This is a genomic window from Paenibacillus sp. FSL M7-1414, assembly GCF_038003195.1.
In the GTDB taxonomy this organism is placed as follows: domain Bacteria; phylum Bacillota; class Bacilli; order Paenibacillales; family Paenibacillaceae; genus Paenibacillus; species Paenibacillus amylolyticus.
Genome location: NZ_JBBOOS010000001.1, coordinates 3506775 through 3531211, shown reverse-complemented (window position 1 = coordinate 3531211; position 24437 = coordinate 3506775). Strand labels below are relative to the sequence as shown.

Genomic DNA, 24437 nt, shown 5'->3' with positions numbered 1-24437 from the left:
AGTTGCCTGTATCTATAGAATAGAGGACAAAAAGAAACTCCCAAGGCTAAAGTTATTAACAAAATATAAACTGGCTCTAAATTTTCACGAAACTTATGCAGTAAACCGGTAGCCTGCACCCCAGACGGTTTCAATATACTCCGGATTTTTGGGGTCTGTCTCCAGCTTGCCGCGCAGTTTGCGAATATGGACAGTAACCGTTGCAATGTCTCCGGTGGAATCCATGCCCCAGATCCGCTCGAACAGATCGGATTTGCTAAATACACGGTTGGGATGACTCGCAAGAAATACAAGTAACTCGAACTCCTTGGTTGTAATCGCCACCTCTTCTCCATTAACAAAAACGCGGCGTGATCCTTTATCAATGTGAAGCCCGCGAATGTGGATTTCATCCTGCTCAGCTGGTTTGTTTTTGCCAAGTAGTCTCTCGTATCGGGTCAAATGAGCCTTTGCTCGTGCAACCAATTCACTTGGGCTGAACGGTTTTGTAATAAAATCATCCACTCCCAGATTAAATGTCCTGATCTTATCGATTTCTTCCTTTTTCGCGGAGACAACAAGGATAGGAACCTCTTTTACCTCGCGAATGCGCCTGCAACATTCGAATCCGTCAAGTCCCGGAAGCATCAGATCAACAATGATCAGATGATAGTCCCCCTCCAGTGCCTGCTTCAGACCTTCATCTCCAGTATGGCAGAGATCCACGGAAAATCCGTTGAGCTCAAAATAATCCCGTTCCAGTTCCGCAATCGTTGTTTCGTCTTCAATGATCAAAATGTTTGCCATTACTTATTAGTTCCTCTCTTCATTCAGCCGTTTCAGCTTGATATATATGCTCGTGCCATCATTGGGCTGGCTTTCTGCCCAGATAAAGCCCCCATGTCCATCAATGATTTGGCGGGCAATTGCTAGCCCGAGCCCACTTCCGCCCGTTGAGGAATTCCGGGATTGTTCTGCACGATAGAAGCGTTCAAATATATAAGGCAGTGCCTCTTCAGGTATTCCCCTGCCATTATCTTTAAAGCCCATCGTAATCCATTTCTCATCAGCTTGAAGTGTAATCTCGAATCGTTTGTGTTCATTCTCCATGTATTTGAGTGCATTATCCACCACATTGACAACGGTACGTTTTAACTTCTCCGGATCCACAGCAGCCATGGCGGGACCAGACACCTGGTTAATCCAATCCAGGGCAACACCTTTATCCTCCAGATCATATCTCAGCTCTTCAATGCTATCTTCAAGGAAATCAGCGAGATCAACTGTCTTGAACAGGAAAGGCTCTTGGTTCAAGTCGAGCTTGGAATACAAAAACAGTTCATCCACCAGCTTATCCATGCTAACTGCTTTGGAGTGAATGATATTAACATAACTCTCCATTTTCTCCGGAGTATTAGCCACGCCGTCACGAATACCCTCAATATACCCTTTGATATTAGTAATCGGCGTACGGAGATCATGCGAAATGTTGGAGATAAGCTCTTTGCGGTTCACTTCGTCCTGCTGACGTAACGCATAGGAGAGCTGTAATTGATTCCGCATGCTCTCAAACGCTTCGCTGAGTTGACCAACCTCGTCATTAGAGTTTAGCTGAAGTTTAAAGGATAGATTACCATCCTTGATATGTTCGGCTGAACTTCGTAGTTGATTCAAGGGTTTAATGAAGCTGCGCGTGATCCAGCGGAACAAGAGCAGATTTGCAATGATGAGGACACCAATAAGCAGGAATGACATCACAGGCAGCAACTTGCGAGTAAGCTCCGCAAAGGGGCTTCTCTCGCGAATGACAAAGATACTCCCCCGTTCCCCATCTGAATATTGAAAATCAAATTTTGCATACGCATAAAATCGCTCACCAATATTGAAGGTGCTCCGAATCTGATAATTGTTAAGATCATAGGCAGGCAGTGCTTGCTTCAGTTCTGGCTGGTTGAAGGTCAGTGATTCGAAGATCTGACTATTCTCTCGTCTGATGTAGAGCCCTGACTTCTCAGCTCGAAGCTTCATATCATATTCACGCAGCAAAACCTTGTTCTGCAGGTCATCCGGGTCATTTTTGGCCAGAAACTTCATCTCTTGAAAGATCGATTCTCCCTGTTCAGTCAAGGGGTTGATCTGATAATGTACCTTGTATATATCACGGAAACTCTGTAGATCCCCTGTAGCCGCAATCGTATACAGACTTGCCGTAAGCAGGATGAACAGTAGACTTATAACAAGCATGCCCGTGAAGGACAGCAGCATTTTTATTCGAATTGACATGGGTTCCCCTTCTCAAGCAAACAATTGGATTAGTTAGTGCACATGTTAACACAAGATGGATTCTATTGCCCATATGTAAAAAAAGAGCTTTCTTTTTCATTATATATGTTGACAGTGATAATCGTTATCAATAATGTTGGAGTTAGGTGCACAACGATTTATCTTAGAATGACCGGCAAACACTTTTGAAATGAGGTACGTAATGTGAAAGTAGACGTTAATCAGTTAGCAGCGCATTTTGCACACATTCCTTTTCAAGTAGAAGGCGTATATCGATATGCTAGAAATCCAGGGGTTCCCCAGGCTGACTATACCGATTCTTTTCCTGGATTTGTATTTCCTCTTACAGGAAAAATACAATTTCAATTTGATGGTACGCCCTATATCTTTTCACCAGGAAAAGTTGTACATGGGGGCGCGAAAATGAAACTGGATCAAACCGTGTTTCATAGAACGGACTGGGAATATATCCTCGTTTTATACCGGATATGTAGTTCGGACCTCGAAGAGACAAGCTTTTCCAATCAGCATTTTGAATTATCAACGGGTCAGTCTCCACGTCTGATCGAATTAATCACGCGTCTTTGGCATGTGTATAACCAGCGTGGAGGTATTTCAAAGTTTCAGACCGAGATGCTATTTCGCGATGTACTGAATGAGACTTTAATATGTGTTGATCATAGGCAAAATAGTTGTGAATCAGATGTTTTATTCGAACGGGTCTCTACCTATATCCAAGAATACTATGATCAAAGTCTGACTGTCGCATCACTTGCAGAACAAAATAATGTTAATCGAAATCGACTTTCCTACGTGTTTAGAAGACATGCAGGTATGGGTCCAGCAGAATATGTATTGAAATATCGTATAAACATGGCACAACAAATGTTATTGGCAAGTGATGCGTCTGTACAACAGATTGCCGAGACCGTTGGCATTGCTGACCCCTTTTATTTTAGCAGAGTGTTTAAGAAACAATATGGTATTTCTCCTACGGAGTATCGTCTGAAGTTCATCAATAATCCATCCTGATTTCAATAGGCATCCATGTTATACCAGTGCTTAGATCAGTATACTGAACATATAGGATTAATACACAGGAGGAATGACGATGCACTATCAAGCTATTCAATTGAATGAGGAATTTTCGAAATTAAACGATCTTTGGTCTCCGAAACTTATTGGTGAAATGAATGACTATCAATTTAAGATCGTTAAGATTGCTGGAGATTTTGAGTGGCATGTTCATGAGGAGACCGACAAGTTATTTTTTGTGCTCGAGGGGGAAATGATAATTGATTTTCGTGATGGCCAAGTGAAGATTTCCAAGGGCGAGATGTATATTGTGCCTAAAGGAGTCGAGATCAAACCTTCCGCTGAAAAGGAATGTCATATCATGTTGATGGAGCCTGGAAGCGAAGTAAACACTGGCGGGACTAAGGCGGAATAAGCGTCAGTTATTGGAACCAGGATGTCAATTTGTAATATCAGAGAGCCGATAACCGCGTAATAGGGGTTATCGGCTCTGCGTCTGTACGGCTAGCTTTTTGACATGCATTAATCAGCAATCTCTCGGTTATGTCATTTGTTGCTGGTCTTCTTGATCAATTCCACACCATCGTATGCCAGACTTTCCACACTTGTTGCCTTCTGCAGTATGTATTGATCAAAAAAGTTCTTCGCATAGTCTGTAACAAGATTTCGCATCTCCATAACATCCCGTTCACCTCTGAGTTCCTCATTAACACTGGTAAACACGATGTCACAGTAATCCAAATGTGCAACACGATCAACTGAGAAATAATAGGTTTCCATGCTATTGTTAGCGCCAATAATCGCATTCATATTATAGTTAGGTTCACAAAACAGGAACAAGAAGGGTTTCTTAAGATCGCTGTCAAGAAGGCCAAACGCACCGCTATCCAAGCCAATCCCGCAGGTGAACCGGTCGTCATCCCGGCAAACCATCGCCGTCGTAGGCCCTCCATAAGAATGTCCGACTATACCCATGCCGATGTCAAGCAGTAATCTGCCCTTAAAGATGGAATTCAGCTCTCCAGAGTCCAGTTTGTAAAGATAATCGGCTACATACCTTACATCTTCTGCCTGTGATTCACTATACTCTGTTATCTTGGAAAGTATCGGTAGTGCAAGCACGTTACAGCACATCTCAATGGCAGTTTCATCATCAGGCCGCATCTCCATCTTACCAGCCAACGCCAGCATCTCCGGATCTTTACCAAAGGCTGTAATGACATCCGAAAAGTCCTTTGATACATTAAACAGGCGCCCATCTTTACGTTTATACATCGTGCTATTCTGATGGCCGATGCTTACCACAACATACCCCATGCTTGCCAAGTCTGTACAGAGCACTGTACCCCATTCTGGAGAACCGCCTCCACCGCACACATAGAATAACACTGGATAGCGCTTTTCCTTTCCGGAGAGAGCAAGGTCGTCGTAACACTGGGTCTTGATATCTATAGAGAAAACATCCTTCAACGCAGTGACAAGTGGCTGCTCATTAAACATCTCGTAGACTTCAGGAAACATGTACGTTGATGTAGTCTTACCTTCGCTACTGTCAGACGGATAGTACACAAAAGCGGTCAGTTCTCTTTTGGAGTAATCTGATGCCGTGTACTCAAAATCCATCTGGGTTCGACCGACAGTATAGCCGCCAATTGGTTCTGGAAATACGTCATAGGTTTTCATTTTCTTTCCCCCTTAAGATCGCTAACCATTTCAGAATATTTATGATCTTCAAGCAGCCCATGACCCATAAATTCAGCAAAGTACTTGCTGATCTTATGTTGTAGATTAGAGTCCTTAATATCGAATTCCCTAAAAAACAAGATTAAATTAAGCTGCATTGACTCAAACATAAAAGAAATCAGGTCGTCGTCAACATCCGGTCGGAGATATCCATCAACCCTCATTCGGCGTAAAATGTCCTTGATCATGGGGAATGACTCGCCCTTTAACACATTCACATATACTTTCAGCAAAATGTCCTCAGGAATATATGAAAATGTTTTAGTCAGTTTGATTTCCAACTCATTCAGTGGCTCGGTCACCATGCCATTAACGTTACCAAATAAGCCAGTAAGGAAATAGCTGTAAAGGGAATCTTCATTACTGTTACTGAAGTATGCAGCTCTTTTCTGGGTCACATTACGTATTAAGTGACAATAAAGGTCATCTTTGTCTTCAAAATACCGATAAAATGTTCCAGGGTGCATGGACAAACTATCCAAAACCATCTTCATAGTTATATCCTCGTAAAGATTATCAACAAAAAGATGCATAGCGCTATTCGATATTTCCTCGCGCCTTGCTTCGTCTAAACGAAAGAAAGTATTTTTTGGCATAGATTACTCCTTAATTTGAACTGTGAACTGATTCACACTATACCGATAATACATTCACAAGTCAAATCGTATTAAAATAGAGTGTTCACTCCATTCTCGCTATCATTCAGGCTGACCGGGAACAGCTTTAGACAGGAATTTGGTCCCTGATAACAAAAAAAGCCGCTAAAATAGCGACTTTTAATGGTACTATGTTTTTGTCCTTGGCTTCATTACAACTCGAGATCATCAGCGAGTCCTTCAACACCTGTGAAGATGGAATCCCCGTAACCCCAGAAGTTGTTGAAATCAATAATGTAGATTTTTTTGTTTTTAACTGCGTTAATGTTTTGTACCTGTTTGTTGGCAAGCAGCTTTTCAATCGTCTGCTCAGGATCAATACCACCTGCATACCTCGAAATAATCATTGCATCTGGATTAATCTCGATTAACTTCTCCAGACTGAGTGTGCCAGTTTCATTAATCAGCATATTATGCATATTGATTAATGACATTGCACTTTCAATAAACGTATCTCCATTTCCGTTGTAAATTCCAATGGTTCCATCACCATTATCCGAAAATGATGCATAATTGATCGTCTCAGCGCTAGCTCGGGCCGACAAGGCATTCTCGCGTGCTTTAAGCGTCTCAATATATGCCGCTGCATTGGCTTGTACGTTGAATATCTCACCTAATTCAGTAATATCCTGATACAGACTATCTAACGATGCGTCAGGAACACTGGTGCTTTGTACATATGTTTTGATCCCCATATCATTCAAGCTGCTTACTGTACCAACACCCCAGTCCGCATCCTCAAACAATCCACCACGACCAACAACCAGGTCAGGCGTAGCCCCTATTGTCACTTCCTTGCCTACATAGCCTTCAGCTAGCACAGGAATTTGTTTAAACTCGTCCGCAATATCTTCAGGTACACTACCAAACAACGCAGCTACACCTACAAGTTTGTCTGTCAAACCAAGGCGAATCATCAGCTCGGCTGCACCTTGGGTATTGGCAACTACTCGTTCAGGTGCCTTGTCAAACGTTTGATCCTTCTTCACCCATGTGCCGTTCTCTGTTGTATAGTTTGAAACGGTTACCGGGTAAGTTGTTTCGGCAGGTGCTGAAGCGTCAGCGTCGGTTTGTTCCCCATTTGTTGTTGCATTCGTGGTGCTGCTCTCCGCAGCTTGCTGTGAACTGCCATTTGCATCTTCGCTGCCACCATTGCTGCTTGAACACGCTGCGAGCACCAGGATCATTGCAGTAATCAAACAAAGAAAAATTCCTTTTTTAACGGATACCAACATGTAAATAATCTCTCCCTTTTCAATTCTCTCTTGTCTTTTATGCCAATATGTAAAATAACTATTGTCAGTATACAGTAAATGTCGAAGCGTGTAAATGAGAACAATAATCAATATCATTCGTCTGATGAATAAAAAGAAACCAAGTTCATCTCCCCTGTACGGGATTGAACTTGGTTCCTCTTTTACTTAACTATTCATTACGTGCCTGATTAACCTTGGCGATAAGTTCATTAATAATTTCATCAGGTGACCGCTCATTCATCCATTGTTGACCGAACATTTGGAATACTTTGATCATCGGGAAATCTGCCCAGAATCCTACAAACTCCTCGTTAAGATATACCTTGTCCGTAACGTGCTCGTTCATTTCATTCAGGCAATGCTCCAATTCCTTTTTCGCTGCAGGATCACTCATCCACTCACTGAGCAGACTGAATTTTTGGAACGTGATTTCTTCCTTACCAAAGTCACAATGCAGACGTTCCGTAATTCGGAGATCTTTGGACGAGCTGCCAAGTGAAATTTGGAAAAACCCGGTCTCTGCCACCCAACGGTTATACTTGGTGTTGTAGTATGAAAAATCTCTCTCTTCCAGTTCAAAAGTAATCTTGCGTTCTTCACCCGGCTCCAGTTCAACTTTGGCAAAAGCTTTTAATTCTTTCTCAGGACGGGTCCATGTGCACTCTTCATCGTGAACATACAATTGAACAACTTCTTTCCCCGTGCGCTTTCCGGTATTTTTCAATTGGAAGGACACCGTAACACCGGTGTGGGTCTGAGACACTTCCAGATCCGTATAGGAGAACGATGTGTAAGACAATCCGTGTCCAAACGGGAATTGAGGTGCCAGTTCTTTCCGGTCATAATATCGATAACCCACGAATAGGCCTTCGCGATAATACAGCTTGCCGTTCTCTCCGCGAATTCGCATATGTGAAGGGTTGTCCGACAGTTTGACAGGGAATGTCTCAGACAGTTTGCCCGAAGGATTCGTCTGTCCGAATAATACATCTGCAATCACTTTACCCATGCCTTGACCCGACAACCAAGAATGAATCACACCAGGTACATGCTGTACCCATGGGCGCATCGCCAGTGCGGAGCCGCTACTCGTTACAACAATACACTTGGGTTGAACTGCGGCTACCGCGAGAATCAATTTCACTTGATGCTCGGGAAGATCAATGCCTTGCAAATCATGCATCTCCGATTCCGCATATTCCGGTTGGCCAACAAACAATACAGCAACATCGGAATTCATCGCTAATGAGACGCTTTCCTTGATTAGTTCATCATTGATGGAGTCATCCTCCGGGTAGCCTTCTGCATAATTCATGGTCATGGCATCGCCAGCCAGATTTTTTATCTCATCCCATGGAATATCGACATTAGTAGGCGTTACCTTCGCACTGCCCGCTCCCTGAATTCTCGGTTTTTTGGCAAACCGTCCGATCACGGCAATCGACGAAATGGACTCCTGCACTAGCGGGAGAATCGCGTTCTCATTTTTCAGAAGCACAATACTTTCGGCCGCCGCTTTACGTGCGAGTGCATGATAGTCCGAATCTGTAGAAGAATCCATGTCTTTCTTGCCCGTTACCCGCTCAACCAGCTTCAAAATACGACCCACGCTGCGATCCAACTGTTCTTCGGAAAGGCTTCCGTTCTGAACCGCTTCAATGATCGCTTTGGCATTGTAATTGGCGGGACCCGGCATCTCCAGATCAAGCCCAGCCTTCAGACCGCGTATGCGATCATTAACAGCTGTCCAGTCGGATAGAACAACACCTTCATAACCCCACTCTTCTCTCAAAATGTCATACAGCAAATGTTCGTTTTCACTCGTATACGTTCCATTCAATAAATTATAAGAACACATAACCGTCCAAGGGTCGGATTTCTTAATAATACGTTCAAAGGCGCTCAGGTAAATCTCGCGAAGCGTTCGCTCGTCGATTTCCGAACTGGTTACCATCTTTTCAAACTCCTGGTTATTTCCTGCAAAGTGTTTGACAGAAGCGCCCACGCCTTCGCTTTGAATCCCGTTTATAAACGCCGCCCCAAGTTCCCCCGTCAAGTATGGGTCTTCCGAGTAGTATTCGAAGTTTCTTCCGCCAAGCGGTGTTCTTTTCATATTGACACCCGGTCCAAGCAGCAGCTCAACGTCCATGGTTTTTGATTCACGTCCCAGTGCCACACCGACTTCATACAACAATTCCGTATTCCACGAAGAACCGATGGCTGAACCCGTAGGGTAACAAGTTGCGGGTACATTTTCCGTTGTAATCCCCATTTCTTCATCGCTGTTTGTTTTACGGATGCCGTTTGTCCCATCGTACATATGAACTGGCGGAATGTTTAACCGCTCGATTCCTTTTGTCATCCACATATTCAATCCTGCGCAGAGTGAAGCTTTCTCGGCCAGCGTTAGTGCCGACAACAATTCATTGATTGATTTATCCATAGTACTCACCCTTCTGATATCAATTTTGTTCCTGTTCTTTCTTCAGTTCCTGTGCATCATACAGTTTGAAAAACGGAAACCAGACAATAAATACAATCACCAGGACGACTGCCAGCAAGATAAGCCCATTGAGTCCGGACATAATATAGGTGGACAGGCCGATCGGTGTGTACCATAGCTGGAAGATCTGGCTCGGAATCCGCACCCAACCCCAGTCGAGAGCCAAATACACAATCACCGGCGTGATAAGTGAGTTAATCCACATCGGCACCATGAGTAACGGATTAAAGGCAATCGGTGCTCCGTACACGACAGGTTCATTAATGTTGAACAAGGACGGGATAATAGTCGCCTTGCCGACAGATTTGAGCTTTTTCGAACGTGCCATCAGGAACCAAACAACTAACGGCAAGGTCGCACCCATACCGCCAATACCCAGCCATCCGGAGAAAAAGTTTCAAACGTGTTGATATTGACGGGATCTTGTCCCGCTGCCACAAGAGCTGCATTTTCTTCGATTGCAGGTATCCAGATCGCGTACCAGATCGGTGTCATGACCCACGGGCTTACGCCGAAAGAATACAGTACAACACCAATGAAATTGAACAATAAAAATCCGGTCAAACTCTGCCCTACGGCATTGATCGGCTCAAATACGTTTACGATCAGTCCAAAAATATCAAAATGAAGCTGATATACAAGTAACCATCCTGTTGTTAATACCAGGGCGATCGGGACAAGGAAATCGAACCAGTCCATAATGAATTCGGGAAGTGAAGACCCCTTTTTGAAAAACGAAAATTTGTTACACATGATCATTACAAGAGCGACAAATACACCTACCAGGAGTGCTGTTATCATCCCCGAGGGTCCAAATCGTTCAAGGATAAACTGAATGGTACCGTCTTCGTTTACCGTCGGGTTAAGCAGCATGACGAACAGAGATATCCCCGTCATTCCCGCCAGCAACTTGATTTTGTGTCGTTCTCTTTTTTCCATCACGACATAAGGTGTCAGAAAAGCAATAAACAACCCCAGCAAACCGAAACTGAATGTCGTGATAGGTGTCAGGTCCGGCATTCCCGGAATGAAATCCTGCAAAATCGAAATCAATGTAATAATCGAACCGATGAAAATCATCGGAATGGCGACCATGATGGCTTCTTGAATCGAAGAAACCCAAATATTATTCGTAAACGCCTCCAATCTTGGCGCAAACGAATCTGTCATCCATTTCATGAAACGCTTCATCCAAAACTCCCCCTGTCTTCCTCTAAGCTGCCACAACCATAGTATATCGATTTGTGTTAACGCTTTCTTGTTGGAACTTGCCGCATCATGGTTCGTTTTTTGCCCAATCCATCGCTATAGTTCTAGCTTGCCAGCCTGAACAAGAAATAAACAACAAAAAACATCCCTTCAAACTGAAGGGATGTCTTAAGAGCACTTTTTTTAATATTGTCTATCCAAAATGAGCAGCATTACCCCATGTGGTGGAAGCAAAATCTCTCTGCGCCAACTTTCATCTCTTACCATCTCTGTCCCCATCACGGGTCCACTCCTGCCGTTTAGATAGGCGATTTCTTCTTCCGTCAGGGAATAGGGCGATCCCATGCGGGTCCACTCATCAAATACCGAGCCATGCTCCCGATCCAGTTGATAACTGGTGCATTTATAAGGTCCCTCGAGATTCCTCAGGGTAAGTTCATAAGCTTTGCTGCCTTTTTCCTCAAATACATCATAGCGGGTTGAGCTGGATAATTCCGACCAATCTCCACTTGCAAACAGCTGGTCTACGTGAACATAGTGATAGAACAAAAATTGCATGTTTCCATCCCTTTTTCGGGTTCCGACATAACCGTCTCCCTTGACCATCAGCTCATCCCCAAGCTTTTGCATAAGCTCAAATGCATAATAGCTGGGTTTCTTCAGCCCATCGCGGTTAATCAGGCCAAAACCTCCGTAGAAAGGAGAAGCGGGAACGATACTTTCTTCGAATACATCGGTAAAGGACCAGAAAGCCATCGCTTTCACGTCACCAAGTGTGTTCATGGTGTGGTAAATGACAAACGGAGCCATGAACATGGTATCGTGCAGTAAGTTCCGGTCATACAGCGAAAAGTTCCACTCGGTGACATGAAGTTCAACATGACCGTACGATGACGTATTCATTTTTTGCCGCATAAGCGCAATACTCTCTTTATAGAAAGCAGGCGGCATGATTTGTGTTAAACGATCGTCTTCAACTTTTAGCTTGGGATACTCCGAATAGATGTGAAACGAATAAAAGTCGAGAGCCACTTCCCGCTTGCGGCAATAAGACAAAAATTCCTCAGCCCAGGTATCGTTCCAGAGAGACCCGTAACCCATAGCTGGCCCCCCCACCTTCAGTTCTGGCATAATCGATTTGATGGCATGAACGGTCGATTCGTAAAACGCAAAGTATTCTTCCTTGCTTCCTGCCCAACAAACACCAGCCAGGTCAGGCTCGTTCCATACTTCGAAATACCACTGCCTAACTTCTTCCGCACCATAACGATTCAAACAATGGCGAACGAATTCGCCACAAAGCGCCTGCCACTTGGCAGGGTCGGATGGCGGGCTAATATTCCCCCTCCACCAAAACAGCGTTTCTTTGGATCTCGCCAGCTGGCTCGGCATAAAACTTAATTCCACAAATGGCCGAACGCCCTGATCCAGCAGGAAATCATATAATTTGTCCACATAAGACCAATTATAGAGGGGAGTGCCCTGCTCATTCTCGCTGTACACCATCATCTCGTCATTAAAGATGCCGTGAAATCGAATATATTGAAAAGGCACTTTTCCTTTCAGCGCGGAGAGCTGCTTCCGCCAATCTTCACGCAAACCTTCAATGGCTCTCCCTGCCGTCATGGTCATATTCCAGTGCTTTTCGTAGACAGACGACGTCTGATCCGCACGAATTTCAATATAAGTTTGGTCTGACAGATGTACAGACGGTACAGGAAGTGTGTCCTGATCGGCGTTAACCTTAACATCCAGATATCGATACAGTAAACCAATCGCATTCAGCGTTTCCATCTCGTAATAATCTCCGCTTGAAGACTCCTCATATGTTTTGGGTTTGCGGTTCACATTCAACTGATGGAGTTCCGGTGTACGAGAAGCTTCCCGATAGGAACCGGGCGTACAGCCGTACTTTTCCTTGAAGTATTTGTTAAACAGCTTCACATTGGCAAATCCGCAATCCAGCGCGATCTCCGAAATATTTTTATCGTTTGCTGCCAGCTGAGCCTGAGCCTTCTCCAAGCGAATGAGCGTCAAATACTTTTGGAAAGGTATCCCGATTTTGTCGGTGAAGAAGTGGGAGAAATAATGCAAACTTAAATGTTCGGAATCCGCCATATCCTGCAGTGTAATCTTCTCATTGTAGTGTAAATCAATATATGTGAGGACCCTGTTCAGTCTTTTATAGTCATAATCCCTGCTACCGTCTTCCAATGCGAAATTCGTTCCACTGGAAAAATACCTCTGCAGGCATCCGCATAACATCTGTAATCTGCCCATGGTGAAATTTTGATAACCCGGCGTTTTTTTGTTGATCTCCCATACCATCTGCGCAAGATATTGTTTAATACTTTGCAGGCGAGGAGCGTTTTGTTCCACGTTCATAGCAGAGTTACAGGAGATAAACGCATTATTGTTCATCAACTCGGGACCGAACTGCAATGTTAATAACACATTGTCCTGATTGGTTCGTTCGATCTTGTGGACGGACATACTGTTAACCACGATCACATCATCTTCATGCAGTGTATATTGCTGCTGGTCCAGATACATGATGATTGAACCGTGGAGAACATATACAACTTCCACTTCCTTGTGCCAATGAAAATCAATATGTTTTACCGAGTTCACGAAGAGTTTCATAGGCAGATCGTCCTGATGTTGAATAAACTCATATAGATAGCGAATTGTCTGCACCTTCCTTCATACCGATTATTATAGCCACAGCATTTTGAAGATATCAACAAGCTAAACAGTAAGAACAAAAAAGCCGATCAATTAAGGTTCAATTGATCGGCTCTTCAATATAAATGTTCAAACTATCTATTCAACTAAATGCCCTGTTATCTTACCAACCGCGGTTGGACATGCGCTCTTCTGGAGCCAATTTAGAAATTTCAATCCCTTTCATCGGGGCGCCCAAGTTTTTGGATACTTCGGCAATCAGTTTGTAATCCGTGTAATGTGTTGTAGCTTCAACGATTGCACGAGCGAATTTCTCAGGGCTATCGGATTTGAAGATACCTGATCCTACAAACACACCGTCTGCTCCCAGGTGCATCATTAATGCTGCGTCCGCCGGAGTAGCTACACCGCCTGCTGCAAAGTTAACGACAGGAAGTTTTCCGTTTTCATGAACTTCGCGCAGCAACTCATAAGCTACACCCAGATTTTTGGCTTCAGCGTACAGCTCGTCTTTGGACATGTTTTGCACTTTACGGAGCTGGCTGTTAATTAGACGCATATGACGAACTGCCTCAACAATGTTGCCCGTTCCAGGCTCACCTTTTGTACGAATCATCGATGCACCCTCACCAATACGGCGAAGAGCTTCTCCCAAATCTTTGGCTCCACATACAAATGGTACAGTAAACTCATGTTTATCGATATGGAAAACTTCGTCCGCAGGTGTAAGAACTTCACTTTCATCGAGATAGTCCACACCTAGGGATTCAAGCACTTTGGCTTCTATGTAATGACCGATACGTGCTTTAGCCATAACTGGGATGGATACAACCTTCATAACCTCCTCAACGATGGTTGGATCTGCCATACGAGCTACACCGCCAGCAGCGCGAATATCGGAAGGTACCCGTTCAAGAGCCATAACAGCTGTTGCCCCTGTCGCCTCAGCAATTTTAGCTTGCTCTGCATTCATAACGTCCATGATGACGCCACCTTTTTGCATCTCAGCCATTCCTCTTTTTACACGATCTGTACCTGTTTGCATGATTGTAGTCCTCCTAATTAACTTTTGGTGGTTTTCAATAAAGGCATCGCTCTAATCTATGATTTAGTATAGAATGAGAATGGTCATATAAAAAGATCCAATATTTTTGGTTTTTATTGTACCACTTCAATGATAACTCTGGAGGTCCTATGCAATTTCATGTAGCTTACAGTTCATATTTGAACCGAAAATATACCAAGATGAAGGCCCTCTATCATGCCATTCGTGATGCAATTCATGAAGGTAATCTTATACATGGCGAGAAGTTACCCTCTACTCGAGAGTTAGCTGCAACGTATCACATTTCCAGAGGAACCGTGAATCAGGTCTATGATACGTTGACTGCTCAAGGTTACATTCATTCAGAGCATGGAAGAGGAACCTTTGTTGCTTACCAGTTGGATTTGAACAATAATACGTCCACCGAGAAAGCTTGTACCCATCACTTATCCGCCTGGGGAAATCGTATTCAGCAGTTTGAACAGCAGACGACTCAAAGAAATGCACCAGCCAATGCTCATACACATGATTCCAGAATGAATAACGACGAAGTGATCGACTTTAGCAAATATCAACCTGATTTCTCCAAGTTTCCTTACGATGAATGGAATAATCGATTGTATGCAGAGATAAGGAATCGTGAGCATCACCTGCAAACAACCTCTGCTATGGTTAGTTCAACCGGGGATCCAAAATTGAGAGAAGCCATTGCTGCCTATCTTCGGAGGATGCGGGGCATTCAAGTTGATCCGGATCATATTGCAGTAACTGCAGGCTCCATGCAAGCTATAGCTCTACTCACTCAATTACTTGCAGATCCTGGGGATTATGTCGTGACAGAAAGTCCTTGTTATGTGGGGATTTCTAAAGCCATATTGGCTGCGGGTGCAAAGTTGATTGAAGCTAATCTCGATGGTCAGGGAGTTGTGCCCCAGGACTGGGAAGCACGTATGTTGTTTGTCACGCCGTCACGACAATTTCCTACCGGTGAAATGCTCAGTCTGGAACGCAGACAAACCTTGCTGGACTGGGCACAGCGAAATGATGCCATGATTGTTGAGGATGATTATGATAGTGAATTCCGATATCGCGGAATGCATGTTGAACCACTGAAAACACTCGATAAAGCAGGACGTGTAATCTACCTGGGTAGCTTTACCAAAACCTTGCCTTTAGAAGTACGACTTGGTTATGTGGTTCTTCCCCCTACCTTAGCAGATACCTTTAGAAAGGCACAGGCATTATACGAGCCAAGACCCGTCAACCTGATCGAACAACGGGCATTAGCTGCATTCATGACAAGCGGTCAATATGAGCGTCATCTGCGCAGAATGAATCGATTATACAGTCGCAAATTCCATCTGTTACTCAAACTTTTGAACAAACACCTCTCTACATGGTTTGATTGGGTGGAGAATGAAGCGGGTCTACACGTGTTTGGCTGGTGGCGAGGTAATGTGTCCACTTATGAGGCCTTTCGGGAATCAGCTCGGTCACAAGGTGTGGTATACTCAGAAGTCAGCAGTTCAACGGCTGTTGGTATGAAGTATGGTATCTATTTATCTTTTGCACATTTGTCAGATGAACAATTACAGGAAGGCGTATCCAGATTAAAAAATGCCGTTACAACTGCATTGTGAGGTGAATCGTCTCCAAAATGTAGTACAAGAAGATCATCATTCGGAAGAGGGGCGATCGTTATGAATTGGTTAAATGAACTTTATAAAATAAATAAGCAAGAACCGGACAAGGAAATCGAACGTTCTTTGGTGAACGCCATCTTCCGAATTTATGACCGGTTCCCCCGAATTGGCCTTAGAGAACGAATCGGACAACAAGAAATGTCCCTCGATATCGCCGATGCTTATATCCATGGACATAACGCCATGATTGAAGCTGGTGTCGGAATCGGTAAGTCTTTTGCGTACCTGATCCCAAGTCTGCTCACGAATCAAATGTCTCAGAAACCAGTCATTATAGCGACATCCTCCATTCAGCTCTCGGAACAGATACATAAAGATTTAAGGATTATTGGTAGCCGGTTGGGATTCTCAACGGTTCGCTCCGTGGTGGGAAAAGGCATGGGGCAGTATGCCTGCCGAAGTAGAGCAGCTGAATGGATCAGTCTTGATGATGCTAACTCCTCCGTGTCTACCCTTGCGCAGCGCATATTAGATTATGAAATTGATGAAAGAGCCGATATTAAAGCTGGGGTTAGTGATGCCGAATGGTCCCACGTTTCCGTGAATGATTGCAAATTTGAACGTTGTCATCATAAAACTGCATGTTTGTTTTACGATATGAGAGCGAAATTGAATGCAAAAGCTCACGAGATTGATTTTATTATCGTGAACCAGGACTTGCTCATACGGGATTTGATGAAGAAAAAAGAAGGAACTAAAAGCATCATCTCGGAACAGCCTGCTCTGATCGTCATTGATGAAGCGCATAATCTGGAAACAAAAGTTCGGGATGCCAGAACACTTGAGTTCACTTATCTGGGAATTTGCCGCATTCTGGATACCACGGTGCAGCTTCTAACGAAGCAGTCCGGGGATAAAAGTCTCTTCTCACAATCCAAGTTCATCAAAAACTGCGCTGAGCGCATCTTCAAACAGGTAAACGCGGATTTGCTCCACCATGCCAAGCAGGATAACGACCGAATTAAAGTGTCGGAAATCAAAGGAATACCGTTAAACCAAGTCTTAAACGATTTAAAAGATCTCAGTCTGCGCCTTTCCATTTTGACCTCCCGTCACGAGCGGGAAATCGATGACGCTTTTGAAGCCATCAACGGGCTTATTACCCTTATTCGTGTCTTATCTGAAATTGAGGACAATTATCTTTTATGGGCAAGCAGTCCTCTTAGAGTAACCACAATCAGCATCTGTCCCAAAGATATAAGCCAATTTCTGAAATACGCTTTATTTAATGGCAAGGTACCTGTAATCCTAACATCAGCAACGCTGTGCCATGGCGGGGATACGCTGGAGGAACAATATTCTTATATGACGCACTCCCTCGGTTATAAGGGAGATTTCCTAGAGCGCCAACCCTCCCCTTTTGACTACACCAACCATGCCATGATGTATATTTCGAACAAAGTTCCCTATTACCACCACGATCAGCGCGAAAACTATCTTGAAGCAGCGTACAACGAAGTAGTTCAACTCTGTAATCTAACTCAGGGAAGAACCATCGTCCTTTTTTCAGCAAAAGAGGACATGAAGTACATTCACAAAAAGTTGATCTCAAGGGCTAATGAATACACATGGTCAGTCCATGTTCAAAAAGAGGGTTCATCACAGGACAGTGTCATCGCCGATTTCAGGAAAAGCAAAGGTGTACTCCTTGGTACCGGTGTATTCTGGGAAGGTGTGAATATCGAGGGGTCTGACCTGTCACAGGTCATTATTTTCCGGCTGCCCTTCCCTGTTCCATCGGATCCTGTATATGAATATAAGGCATCTGTAACGGAGAATCCCTTCATGGAGGTGTTTGTACCGGACATGCTTCTTCGGTTACGGCAAGGAACGGGACGCTTGATTCGTAGTGAAACGGACCTTGGCATACTCAGCATACTTGACTCCCGTCTCAGCGCAGCGGCTAAAAAGAGTTATCGGGAACAAGTGCTGGACACGTTGCCGTTCAAAAAAGTGACGGAGGATTTTGAGGTTTTAGAGAAGTTTGTCCAAAATAAAAGGATACGACATACGGATTAGAAGTGGTATAACCAAACGCTATAAGACTGCTCCATTTACATGAAGCAGCCCTTCCACCTATCAAGCGGAAGGGCCAATTTAAAGCTGGAAGTAAGATTTATGCTACAATATATTCCAGATCTATGATCACAAAGGAGGCATTACCATGGTTGAAAGACCAACTACAGAGGAATATGCAGCTTATTATGAAGGGTACATCCAGCTTGTTCCTGAAGGGAACATCATCGAACGCTTAGAGCTGCAAGCCAACATCATACCAACTTTGCTCTCTTCATTAACAGAAGAGCAAGCAAATTATCGTTACGCCGAAGGCAAATGGAGTGTTAAAGAGGTCATCGGACACCTTTTGGATAATGAACGCATCATGAGCAGCCGATTGCTTCGCATCGCCAGAGGTGACCAAGCGAATCATCCCGGCTACGATCAGGACGTGCTTATGCAGACCCACCCTTTCGATTCGTATACCCTGGCCGATTTGAGCGAAGAATATGCCATCACACGCCGCTCAACCATTCTTATGATTCGTCGCCTTACGCCGGAAGCTTGGCTCTGTAGAGGGATCGTCAGTGATAATCCTGCTTCAGCTCGATCGATTGCATTTGTTATCGCTGGGCATGAGCTCCACCACTTATCAGTACTTCGCGATCGCTATTCGTTAGATTTGAAATTATAAAATTCATTCAAAAAGACTTTGAACCTGCATTCGCTGTAGGATCAAAGTCTTTTCTCATCAGTCGTTTTATCGTTCAAATTATCGTTCAAAATGAATCAGATGTGCGTCCTCTCGCAAAGATAACGTGGAATAATGATTCAGAATAGGAATGTCCCCATTGAACTCAATGGGCAGGACCACATAGCTGGACTGAAAATAATCCGATCCGTTCCAGCGATCCGAAAAGTATAGGTACTCCTCTTCTGACCGCTTCAGCACAAATGCTGGTTGCGTTCGGTAAGTCGTTTCATCGCCAAAATCGCTGAGCATCCCCCATGGACCATCCATCGTATTAGCCATCGCGTATTTCCCTTGATTGGGAGCCCAACCCGTGCAAAATGAGGTCACCATATAATACTTCTCGTTCCGCTTGAAGACAGCTGGTGCCTCCCGATACTCCCCCTGCCACAGCTTTCCGATAAGACTTTCCACATTGAGATAATCCTCCTGCAGGCGATAGATGTGCAGGTCCGCATTGTCTCTGGCAGCCGAAATAAAATAAGCTGTCCCGTCATCGTCCTGAAAGAGCGTGCAGTCACGCGACATATACCCGTACGGATTAAAGCTGCCATGATACACGAAATGACTATCCGGAGAATCCGATGTGGCAATGGCGCATGCGGCATCGTTGTAATGGTTACCATTCTCATAGTGAACCCAGAGTACAAACTTTTTGGTCACCGCGTTGAAAAGCACTTTAGGCCGTTCGAGATTTACCTTTCCGCCTTTGTCATTAACTAATGCCAGATTCGTCCGAACTCGAATGGGGGCAGCTGGCGTAGATGTCGTCAGGATATGATTCCGAAACTCCCAGTTGACTAGATCTTTGGAACGGTAACAACTCACATATATATCGTCTCTCCGATCTTCGCCATACCAGTAATAATAGTCGTCATGGAATAACATATGTCCACCATGGGCATGGATCGGCTGACCGCTTGAATCATTCCAGATGCCACCATTGGTTAATTGATTATTCACACCGTTACCTCTCTTCTTTTAAGAACAACATTAATTGGTGTCCAATCCAAATACCTTCACTTCCCATAGTCTTGGCGTGTACCAATTGTTGGGATTGTTATGAAGTGCCGCATTTTGCATATTAATTCGTACATACCTGGCAGCAGTGCTCGATAGCGTATCTGATGTGAAACCGTAAGATGTATTATTGGTTCGATCCAATGCCACGGTCCAGTTTACATTATCCGTACTGGTCTCTATTTTATATTTGTAATAACCTTCGGAGCCTTTTTGCATCCACCAGGAGATTTGCACATTATTTAACTGCTGAACAGAGCCGAGATCGACCTTCCACCAATATGGCCAAGAACTGCCTGTGCCGACCCATTCAGTTTGATAGTTACCATCATTAGCATAACTTGCCGGGTTTGTTCCAGTAGCCGTTTGGGCTGTTGCAGGTTTACCTTGTGAAAGCAGTTTTCCATTCTGAACGGGAACGACAACATCATCGCTTGTGTTATACAGGACTTGATCAAAATAATCATAAAATGCGTAACCATCGGAGAACCAAACGGGAAGCAAACGTTCCTCCGTTGTTCCATTTTGCGTGCCTGCCCAGCCGAACATCCAGCGATATGCAACCATAACCACGTTGTTACCCGTATCTGGCTTCACCCGCATGACGGAACCCGACTGCGCCGAGAAGGTTGACGTGTTACCAATCGTCCGTAATTCAGACCAATCTCCGTCTATGCTTGTTGCTGAAGAATACAAGGGTATGCTCGGATACCAGCCTGCCGCTTGGGAAGAGAACAAATAATAAATGCCATCTTTTTTGATCATCTTGGGCAGTTCCCTGTGTTGATTTTGATAGATAACTGAAACTTGATGATCCACATCCAGCCAATCGGAGGTCAACTTATATAGGATGGTGTCCGAATTATTATTGGCCGTAGAGATTAGATACGCCGAATCATCATCATCTTTGAAAATGGAGATATCCCGGGATTGGTTCCCTTCCGGTCGAAAGCTTTTGTGAAATGTAAAGTCTTCTCCAGGCGTGGCCGAAGCCACCGATACTCTGGCAAGTGTGTAGTCTGTACTGTTCTCATAGTGAGCCCAAAAAACAAATTTGTTCGTGGGCGCGTGATATAGGATATTGATCCCTTCAAATTTAGAGTTGGCCAGATCGGGATGATCCGTGTAGGACAGGACCACTTTGTCGTTACCGTATGTGATGTCATCCGTTGATGTCTGTTGAATCATTTCGCCAAAACCGCCTGATGACTTTTGCACGAAATTAAATCTGTAGTAGGTGTCTCCAACTTTAAGTTCATTCGGGAGCATAAGCGTTGATTGCGTTGTGTTATCAAAAGTTGTGAGGTCCTCTGGAAGGCTGTAAGGGGTATATTCTGGCGAGACAGCGGAGGTTAACAAGGAAGTTTCGCCATATGCCTTCACTTGATACTTGTATGTGTTACCTATATTGAGTTCATAATCATCCGTCGTTGTACCTGTTAAGGTCTGTAATAACGTATAAGGCGCATTGTTCTCTGATCTGTATAACTCGTATGCAGTCGCTCCCTGGACAGGTGCCCAATGAATTTTGGCATTGGATACTTCGGATTCATTCTTCAGGACAAACAGTGTTGCGGCGATCTTGGTCTCTTCACCAGCAGCAGCGTGAACGGTTTGAGCTGAGGACGTTAAATGCACTGTTAACAACATCAATGCAATGACGATAGCCATCCACGATTTACCTTTGATCATGTCTCATCATCTCCTTTTTTAGAAGACCAACCTTCCTGTTGTAGGAAGGATGATCCAGGTGAAACTTGACTTTATTTCAAATTCATCAGTGTCATTACATCCGTCTCGCTGGCTTGGTTGTACCATTCGTTAACTTCTTCGATCACGGTGTCTCCGCCCTTTTCATGCCACTGTTTCACAAAGGTATCAAATGCTTCAAGTGGCTCATTGCCATATATGATTTTGGTGAACGTCTCTTGTTCCATGGTGGTCAACTGTTCCCACACATTTTGCATCGTTGGCGTTGGCGGACCGTTAAACTCATTTGGTAGTAAAACATCTCTGTTTTCATACGAAATCCGATATCCGTCCTGTGTTGTTTGATCCTTCGAGGCGCTCTGAATGAGGACACCCGTGTCGGCTTTAACTCCATTCGCCAGATCGTAGTAGGATTGGCCGGGACCATCAACACTCGGTGTATTTTTGGTAAATGCCATTTTCCCAACGCCTTGTACAGCCTCTAATGGTGTATTGAATTTCGTTGGATCAAAAGTGACTTCATCGTTAACGATATCGTAATCGTATCCTTGAGCGTACCCGTACTTGAAATCCCCGGTGCTGAACGCCGCATCGTACATTTTATCGTAGTACAAGAAGAAGGCTTCCATGTTCTGAAAATCCTTGTTAAACATGAACACACCATCGTTCAACTGGGCGGATTGATAGGTCTTATCACCGTTCACGCCTTGAATGGTCGGATAAGCACTAATTTTTGCACCCTCCACATTTTTCTCTACGTCCTTCACACTGTCGTACAGCCAAGGACGACCAATGATGATACCAGCTTTCCCCTCCGTAAAATCAGACAGTGCATCCCAGGCCCCTTGGGTGGCCAATTCTTTGTTCAAGTACCCTTGTGCATACCAATCGCGTAACTTGGCAAGTGCCTCTTTGTTGCCAGGAGCCACAGATCCATAGGTTAGTTTGCCATTGTCGTTATGCCATTGCCTTGGAAGATATTTGCCCGTGTATGCGCTGAAAATCATGACCGGATCGCTGACCCAGCCCGTATTGTAGGAATCTTTACCTGAAAAAGTAAAGCCGTATGTGTCTTTCTTGCCGTTCCCATCTGGGTCCTCATTGGTGAACGCCGCGATGACTTGTTCAAACTCATCAATCGTTGTTGGCGCTTTCAAATTTAACCTGTCTAACCAGTCCTGGCGGATCAACATGACTTCGCCTTCCGTCAGATTCGGCGCAATCGCCATCCCGTAGACCTTGCCCTCCCTAACCACTGGATTGAAGGTGGTTGGGTATTGTTTGTATATTTCTTTTATCCGGTCAGGCATGTAGGCTGAGATGTCTTCCGTTATCTCTTTGACTTGCCCCGAATCGATCAGATCATTGACCAGCATGGTGTCATAGACGGGCAGAACGTCGGGCAACTTCTCGGAACCTGTCAACGCCAACCGTAGCTTGGTATTATATTGTGAAGCATCACCTCCCAGCAGGGTGGTTTGGATTTTGATACCCAGATTTTGTTCGCCCCAGCGAGTCAATACATTGTCATTCAACGTCTCACCGTTGATGTACTTTCCAGCATTTTCATCCTGTTGTTTGGCGATGGTGATCGTAAACGGTGGATCATATTTTCCGTCCTTAAGCACCGATGCCGGTGCGGTCTCGGAAGCACTCTCCCCTTTGCTACAGCCAGCCACAAGAATAGCCGACAGCATAACCATACTTACCATTTTCCATAAATCAGTTCTTTTCTTCATGGAAATATGCCCCCTTCACTCATTCTCAATTTGTTTTCTATATAAGTTCATATTTACACTGGCACTCCGATGACAGAACAACCTTCCGATCGCTGTTATTCCCAGAATTTTTGATTCACTTTTACAAAGGTGAAATTCTGGTAATAAAGGCGAACGCTCCGCTTCTTCAGGCTTGTTCTGTCCTCTCCGTTATCGTGTAAATTTTAGTTAAACTTATATAACGATCCAATTTTTCGTCATCCTAACTATTCTTTGACGGCTCCTAGTACAATTCCCTTCACGAAATATCGTTGTAAAAACGGATAGACCAAAATGATCGGTAGCGTGCTGACAAAAATTTGCGCTGCCTTGATGCTCTGTTCGGACATGGCTGCCACCTCAGACTGGCTCATCGCCATATTTTGCATATTGCTCTGCACGACAACGGTCTGTAAGAACGAAGCCAGCGGATACTTACTTGCATCCGACATGTACAATATCCCGTCAAACCAGGAGTTCCAGTGCCCCACCATAATGAACAAGGATACGGTCGCTATGCCAGGCAGAGATAATGGTAAATATATTTTGCTGAGAATTACGAAAAAGGACGCTCCGTCAATGAAAGCTGCTTCTTCCAGGGCTTTGGGAATCGTTTTGAAAAAATTGACGAGAAGAATCAAATTATAAGCACCGAAAGCGCCCGGTAACACAAGCGCCCAGATGGTATCCTTTAATCCAAGGGCTGTGATCAATATGTAAGAAGGTATCAATCCCCCCGAGAAGAGCATGGTAAAGATAAAAAACCACATGAGCACATTGCGTCCTCGGAATTCTTTGGACAAGGCATATCCTGCACAGGTAAGGATAAACATGCTGATGGTTGTACCCAATACGGTTCGAGTGATGGATGTCAGCATGGCACCGTTGAAATTAGAGTTGTTGAACGTTTTTACATAGGCATCCACGTTGAACCCCACCGGCCAAAATGAAACCATATTACCGCTAATGGCCGCTTTACTGCTTAGAGATTGCGCCAACAGATGAAGCAGTGGAAGAAAACACGCCAGACCCGCCAGTATCATGAACGCGTAATTAAAATAGGAGAATACTCTATAACCTGTCGTTTTATGGTACATGATCCCT

General features: G+C 44.3%; 19 protein-coding genes. 5 read left to right on the top strand and 14 right to left on the bottom strand.

Annotated features, from left to right (window positions below):
• Positions 1-93: 93 nt before the first annotated feature.
• Positions 94-786 carry a response regulator transcription factor gene (locus tag MHH92_RS15340; protein ID WP_237175289.1) on the bottom strand — a complete coding sequence of 231 codons (693 nt, stop codon included), beginning with the start codon at positions 784-786 and terminating at the stop codon, positions 94-96.
• A gap of 6 nt (positions 787-792) precedes the next feature.
• Entirely contained in the window at positions 793-2262 is a 1470-nt protein-coding gene (locus tag MHH92_RS15335; protein ID WP_340904682.1) for a sensor histidine kinase, read from the bottom strand.
• 204 nt (positions 2263-2466) lie between these two features.
• On the opposite strand from MHH92_RS15335, the gene MHH92_RS15330 reads away from it, so the two are divergent.
• Together MHH92_RS15330 and MHH92_RS15325 are read left to right on the top strand one after the other, a co-directional pair.
• Positions 2467-3294 (top strand): helix-turn-helix transcriptional regulator, encoded by an 828-nt coding sequence (locus MHH92_RS15330; protein WP_340904680.1) that lies wholly within the window; start codon positions 2467-2469, stop codon positions 3292-3294.
• A 79-nt stretch (positions 3295-3373) separates the two neighbouring features.
• A complete protein-coding gene (locus MHH92_RS15325; RefSeq protein ID WP_047843047.1) occupies positions 3374-3712 on the top strand; it encodes a cupin domain-containing protein in 339 nt (112 codons plus the stop codon).
• A gap of 131 nt (positions 3713-3843) precedes the next feature.
• Here the strand turns inward: MHH92_RS15325 and MHH92_RS15320 are convergent, their stop codons facing one another.
• The 8 genes from MHH92_RS15320 to pdxS all read right to left on the bottom strand — a co-directional run bounded on the left by MHH92_RS15320 (position 3844) and on the right by pdxS (position 14397).
• Positions 3844-4980 (bottom strand): alpha/beta hydrolase, encoded by a 1137-nt coding sequence (locus tag MHH92_RS15320; protein WP_340904679.1) that lies wholly within the window; start codon positions 4978-4980, stop codon positions 3844-3846.
• Entirely contained in the window at positions 4977-5636 is a 660-nt protein-coding gene (locus MHH92_RS15315; protein WP_340904678.1) for a TetR/AcrR family transcriptional regulator, read from the bottom strand. The genes MHH92_RS15320 and MHH92_RS15315 overlap by 4 nt, the downstream gene beginning before the upstream one ends.
• Positions 5637-5848: 212 nt before the next feature.
• The gene (locus tag MHH92_RS15310; RefSeq protein WP_340904677.1) at positions 5849-6931 is read right to left on the bottom strand and encodes an ABC transporter substrate-binding protein; all 1083 of its coding nucleotides are present in this window, start codon (positions 6929-6931) and stop codon (positions 5849-5851) included.
• Between the two features lie 190 nt (positions 6932-7121).
• Entirely contained in the window at positions 7122-9395 is a 2274-nt protein-coding gene (locus MHH92_RS15305) for a beta-glucosidase (protein ID WP_340904676.1), read from the bottom strand.
• Positions 9396-9414: 19 nt separating this feature from the next.
• Positions 9415-9807, bottom strand: coding sequence for a PTS transporter subunit EIIC (locus MHH92_RS15300; protein WP_340904675.1), 393 nt, complete (start codon positions 9805-9807; stop codon positions 9415-9417).
• A complete protein-coding gene (locus tag MHH92_RS15295; RefSeq protein WP_340904674.1) occupies positions 9798-10646 on the bottom strand; it encodes a PTS transporter subunit EIIC in 849 nt (282 codons plus the stop codon). Before MHH92_RS15295 ends, MHH92_RS15300 begins: the two co-directional genes overlap by 10 nt.
• A 201-nt stretch (positions 10647-10847) precedes the next feature.
• Positions 10848-13307: a GH39 family glycosyl hydrolase gene (locus MHH92_RS15290; RefSeq protein ID WP_340904673.1), complete on the bottom strand. Its 2460-nt coding sequence runs from the start codon at positions 13305-13307 to the stop codon at positions 10848-10850.
• Positions 13308-13512: 205 nt separating this feature from the next.
• Positions 13513-14397 carry a pyridoxal 5'-phosphate synthase lyase subunit PdxS gene (pdxS, locus tag MHH92_RS15285; protein WP_340907687.1) on the bottom strand — a complete coding sequence of 295 codons (885 nt, stop codon included), beginning with the start codon at positions 14395-14397 and terminating at the stop codon, positions 13513-13515.
• Positions 14398-14543: 146 nt separating this feature from the next.
• Between pdxS and pdxR the strand changes: the two genes are divergently transcribed.
• The 3 genes from pdxR to MHH92_RS15270 all read left to right on the top strand — a co-directional run bounded on the left by pdxR (position 14544) and on the right by MHH92_RS15270 (position 18789).
• The gene (gene pdxR / locus MHH92_RS15280) at positions 14544-16034 is read left to right on the top strand and encodes a MocR-like pyridoxine biosynthesis transcription factor PdxR (RefSeq protein WP_340904672.1); all 1491 of its coding nucleotides are present in this window, start codon (positions 14544-14546) and stop codon (positions 16032-16034) included.
• Between the two features lie 60 nt (positions 16035-16094).
• On the top strand, positions 16095-18116 hold the full coding sequence (locus tag MHH92_RS15275; protein WP_340904671.1) for an ATP-dependent DNA helicase: 2022 nt from the start codon (positions 16095-16097) through the stop codon (positions 18114-18116).
• A gap of 145 nt (positions 18117-18261) precedes the next feature.
• Positions 18262-18789 carry a DinB family protein gene (locus MHH92_RS15270; protein WP_340904670.1) on the top strand — a complete coding sequence of 176 codons (528 nt, stop codon included), beginning with the start codon at positions 18262-18264 and terminating at the stop codon, positions 18787-18789.
• 78 nt (positions 18790-18867) lie between these two features.
• On the opposite strand, the gene MHH92_RS15265 is transcribed toward MHH92_RS15270, so the two are convergent.
• From MHH92_RS15265 to MHH92_RS15250, 4 genes are all read right to left on the bottom strand, one after another.
• Complete coding sequence (locus tag MHH92_RS15265) at positions 18868-19809, bottom strand: family 43 glycosylhydrolase (protein WP_340904669.1); 942 nt, start codon at positions 19807-19809, stop codon at positions 18868-18870.
• A 30-nt stretch (positions 19810-19839) separates the two neighbouring features.
• Entirely contained in the window at positions 19840-21558 is a 1719-nt protein-coding gene (locus tag MHH92_RS15260) for a discoidin domain-containing protein (RefSeq protein WP_340904668.1), read from the bottom strand.
• 71 nt (positions 21559-21629) lie between these two features.
• A complete protein-coding gene (locus tag MHH92_RS15255; RefSeq protein WP_340904667.1) occupies positions 21630-23315 on the bottom strand; it encodes a hypothetical protein in 1686 nt (561 codons plus the stop codon).
• Between the two features lie 245 nt (positions 23316-23560).
• Complete coding sequence (locus tag MHH92_RS15250) at positions 23561-24430, bottom strand: carbohydrate ABC transporter permease (protein WP_017688372.1); 870 nt, start codon at positions 24428-24430, stop codon at positions 23561-23563.
• Between the last annotated feature and the right edge of the window lie 7 nt (positions 24431-24437).

Bases quoted from the DNA above. Each gene is read 5' to 3' on its own strand.
- MHH92_RS15340 (WP_237175289.1), bottom strand. From the start codon at position 786: ATGGCAAACATTTTGATCATTGAAGACGAAACAACGATTGCGGAACTG.
- MHH92_RS15335 (WP_340904682.1), bottom strand. From the start codon at position 2,262: ATGTCAATTCGAATAAAAATGCTGCTGTCCTTCACGGGCATGCTTGTT.
- MHH92_RS15325 (WP_047843047.1), top strand. From the start codon at position 3,374: ATGCACTATCAAGCTATTCAATTGAATGAGGAATTTTCGAAATTAAAC.
- MHH92_RS15320 (WP_340904679.1), bottom strand. From the start codon at position 4,980: ATGAAAACCTATGACGTATTTCCAGAACCAATTGGCGGCTATACTGTC.
- MHH92_RS15315 (WP_340904678.1), bottom strand. From the start codon at position 5,636: ATGCCAAAAAATACTTTCTTTCGTTTAGACGAAGCAAGGCGCGAGGAA.
- MHH92_RS15310 (WP_340904677.1), bottom strand. From the start codon at position 6,931: ATGTTGGTATCCGTTAAAAAAGGAATTTTTCTTTGTTTGATTACTGCA.
- MHH92_RS15305 (WP_340904676.1), bottom strand. From the start codon at position 9,395: ATGGATAAATCAATCAATGAATTGTTGTCGGCACTAACGCTGGCCGAG.
- MHH92_RS15295 (WP_340904674.1), bottom strand. From the start codon at position 10,646: ATGAAGCGTTTCATGAAATGGATGACAGATTCGTTTGCGCCAAGATTG.
- MHH92_RS15290 (WP_340904673.1), bottom strand. From the start codon at position 13,307: ATGAAACTCTTCGTGAACTCGGTAAAACATATTGATTTTCATTGGCAC.
- pdxR (WP_340904672.1), top strand. From the start codon at position 14,544: ATGCAATTTCATGTAGCTTACAGTTCATATTTGAACCGAAAATATACC.
- MHH92_RS15275 (WP_340904671.1), top strand. From the start codon at position 16,095: ATGAATTGGTTAAATGAACTTTATAAAATAAATAAGCAAGAACCGGAC.
- MHH92_RS15270 (WP_340904670.1), top strand. From the start codon at position 18,262: ATGGTTGAAAGACCAACTACAGAGGAATATGCAGCTTATTATGAAGGG.
- MHH92_RS15260 (WP_340904668.1), bottom strand. From the start codon at position 21,558: ATGATCAAAGGTAAATCGTGGATGGCTATCGTCATTGCATTGATGTTG.
- MHH92_RS15255 (WP_340904667.1), bottom strand. From the start codon at position 23,315: ATGAAGAAAAGAACTGATTTATGGAAAATGGTAAGTATGGTTATGCTG.
- MHH92_RS15250 (WP_017688372.1), bottom strand. From the start codon at position 24,430: ATGTACCATAAAACGACAGGTTATAGAGTATTCTCCTATTTTAATTAC.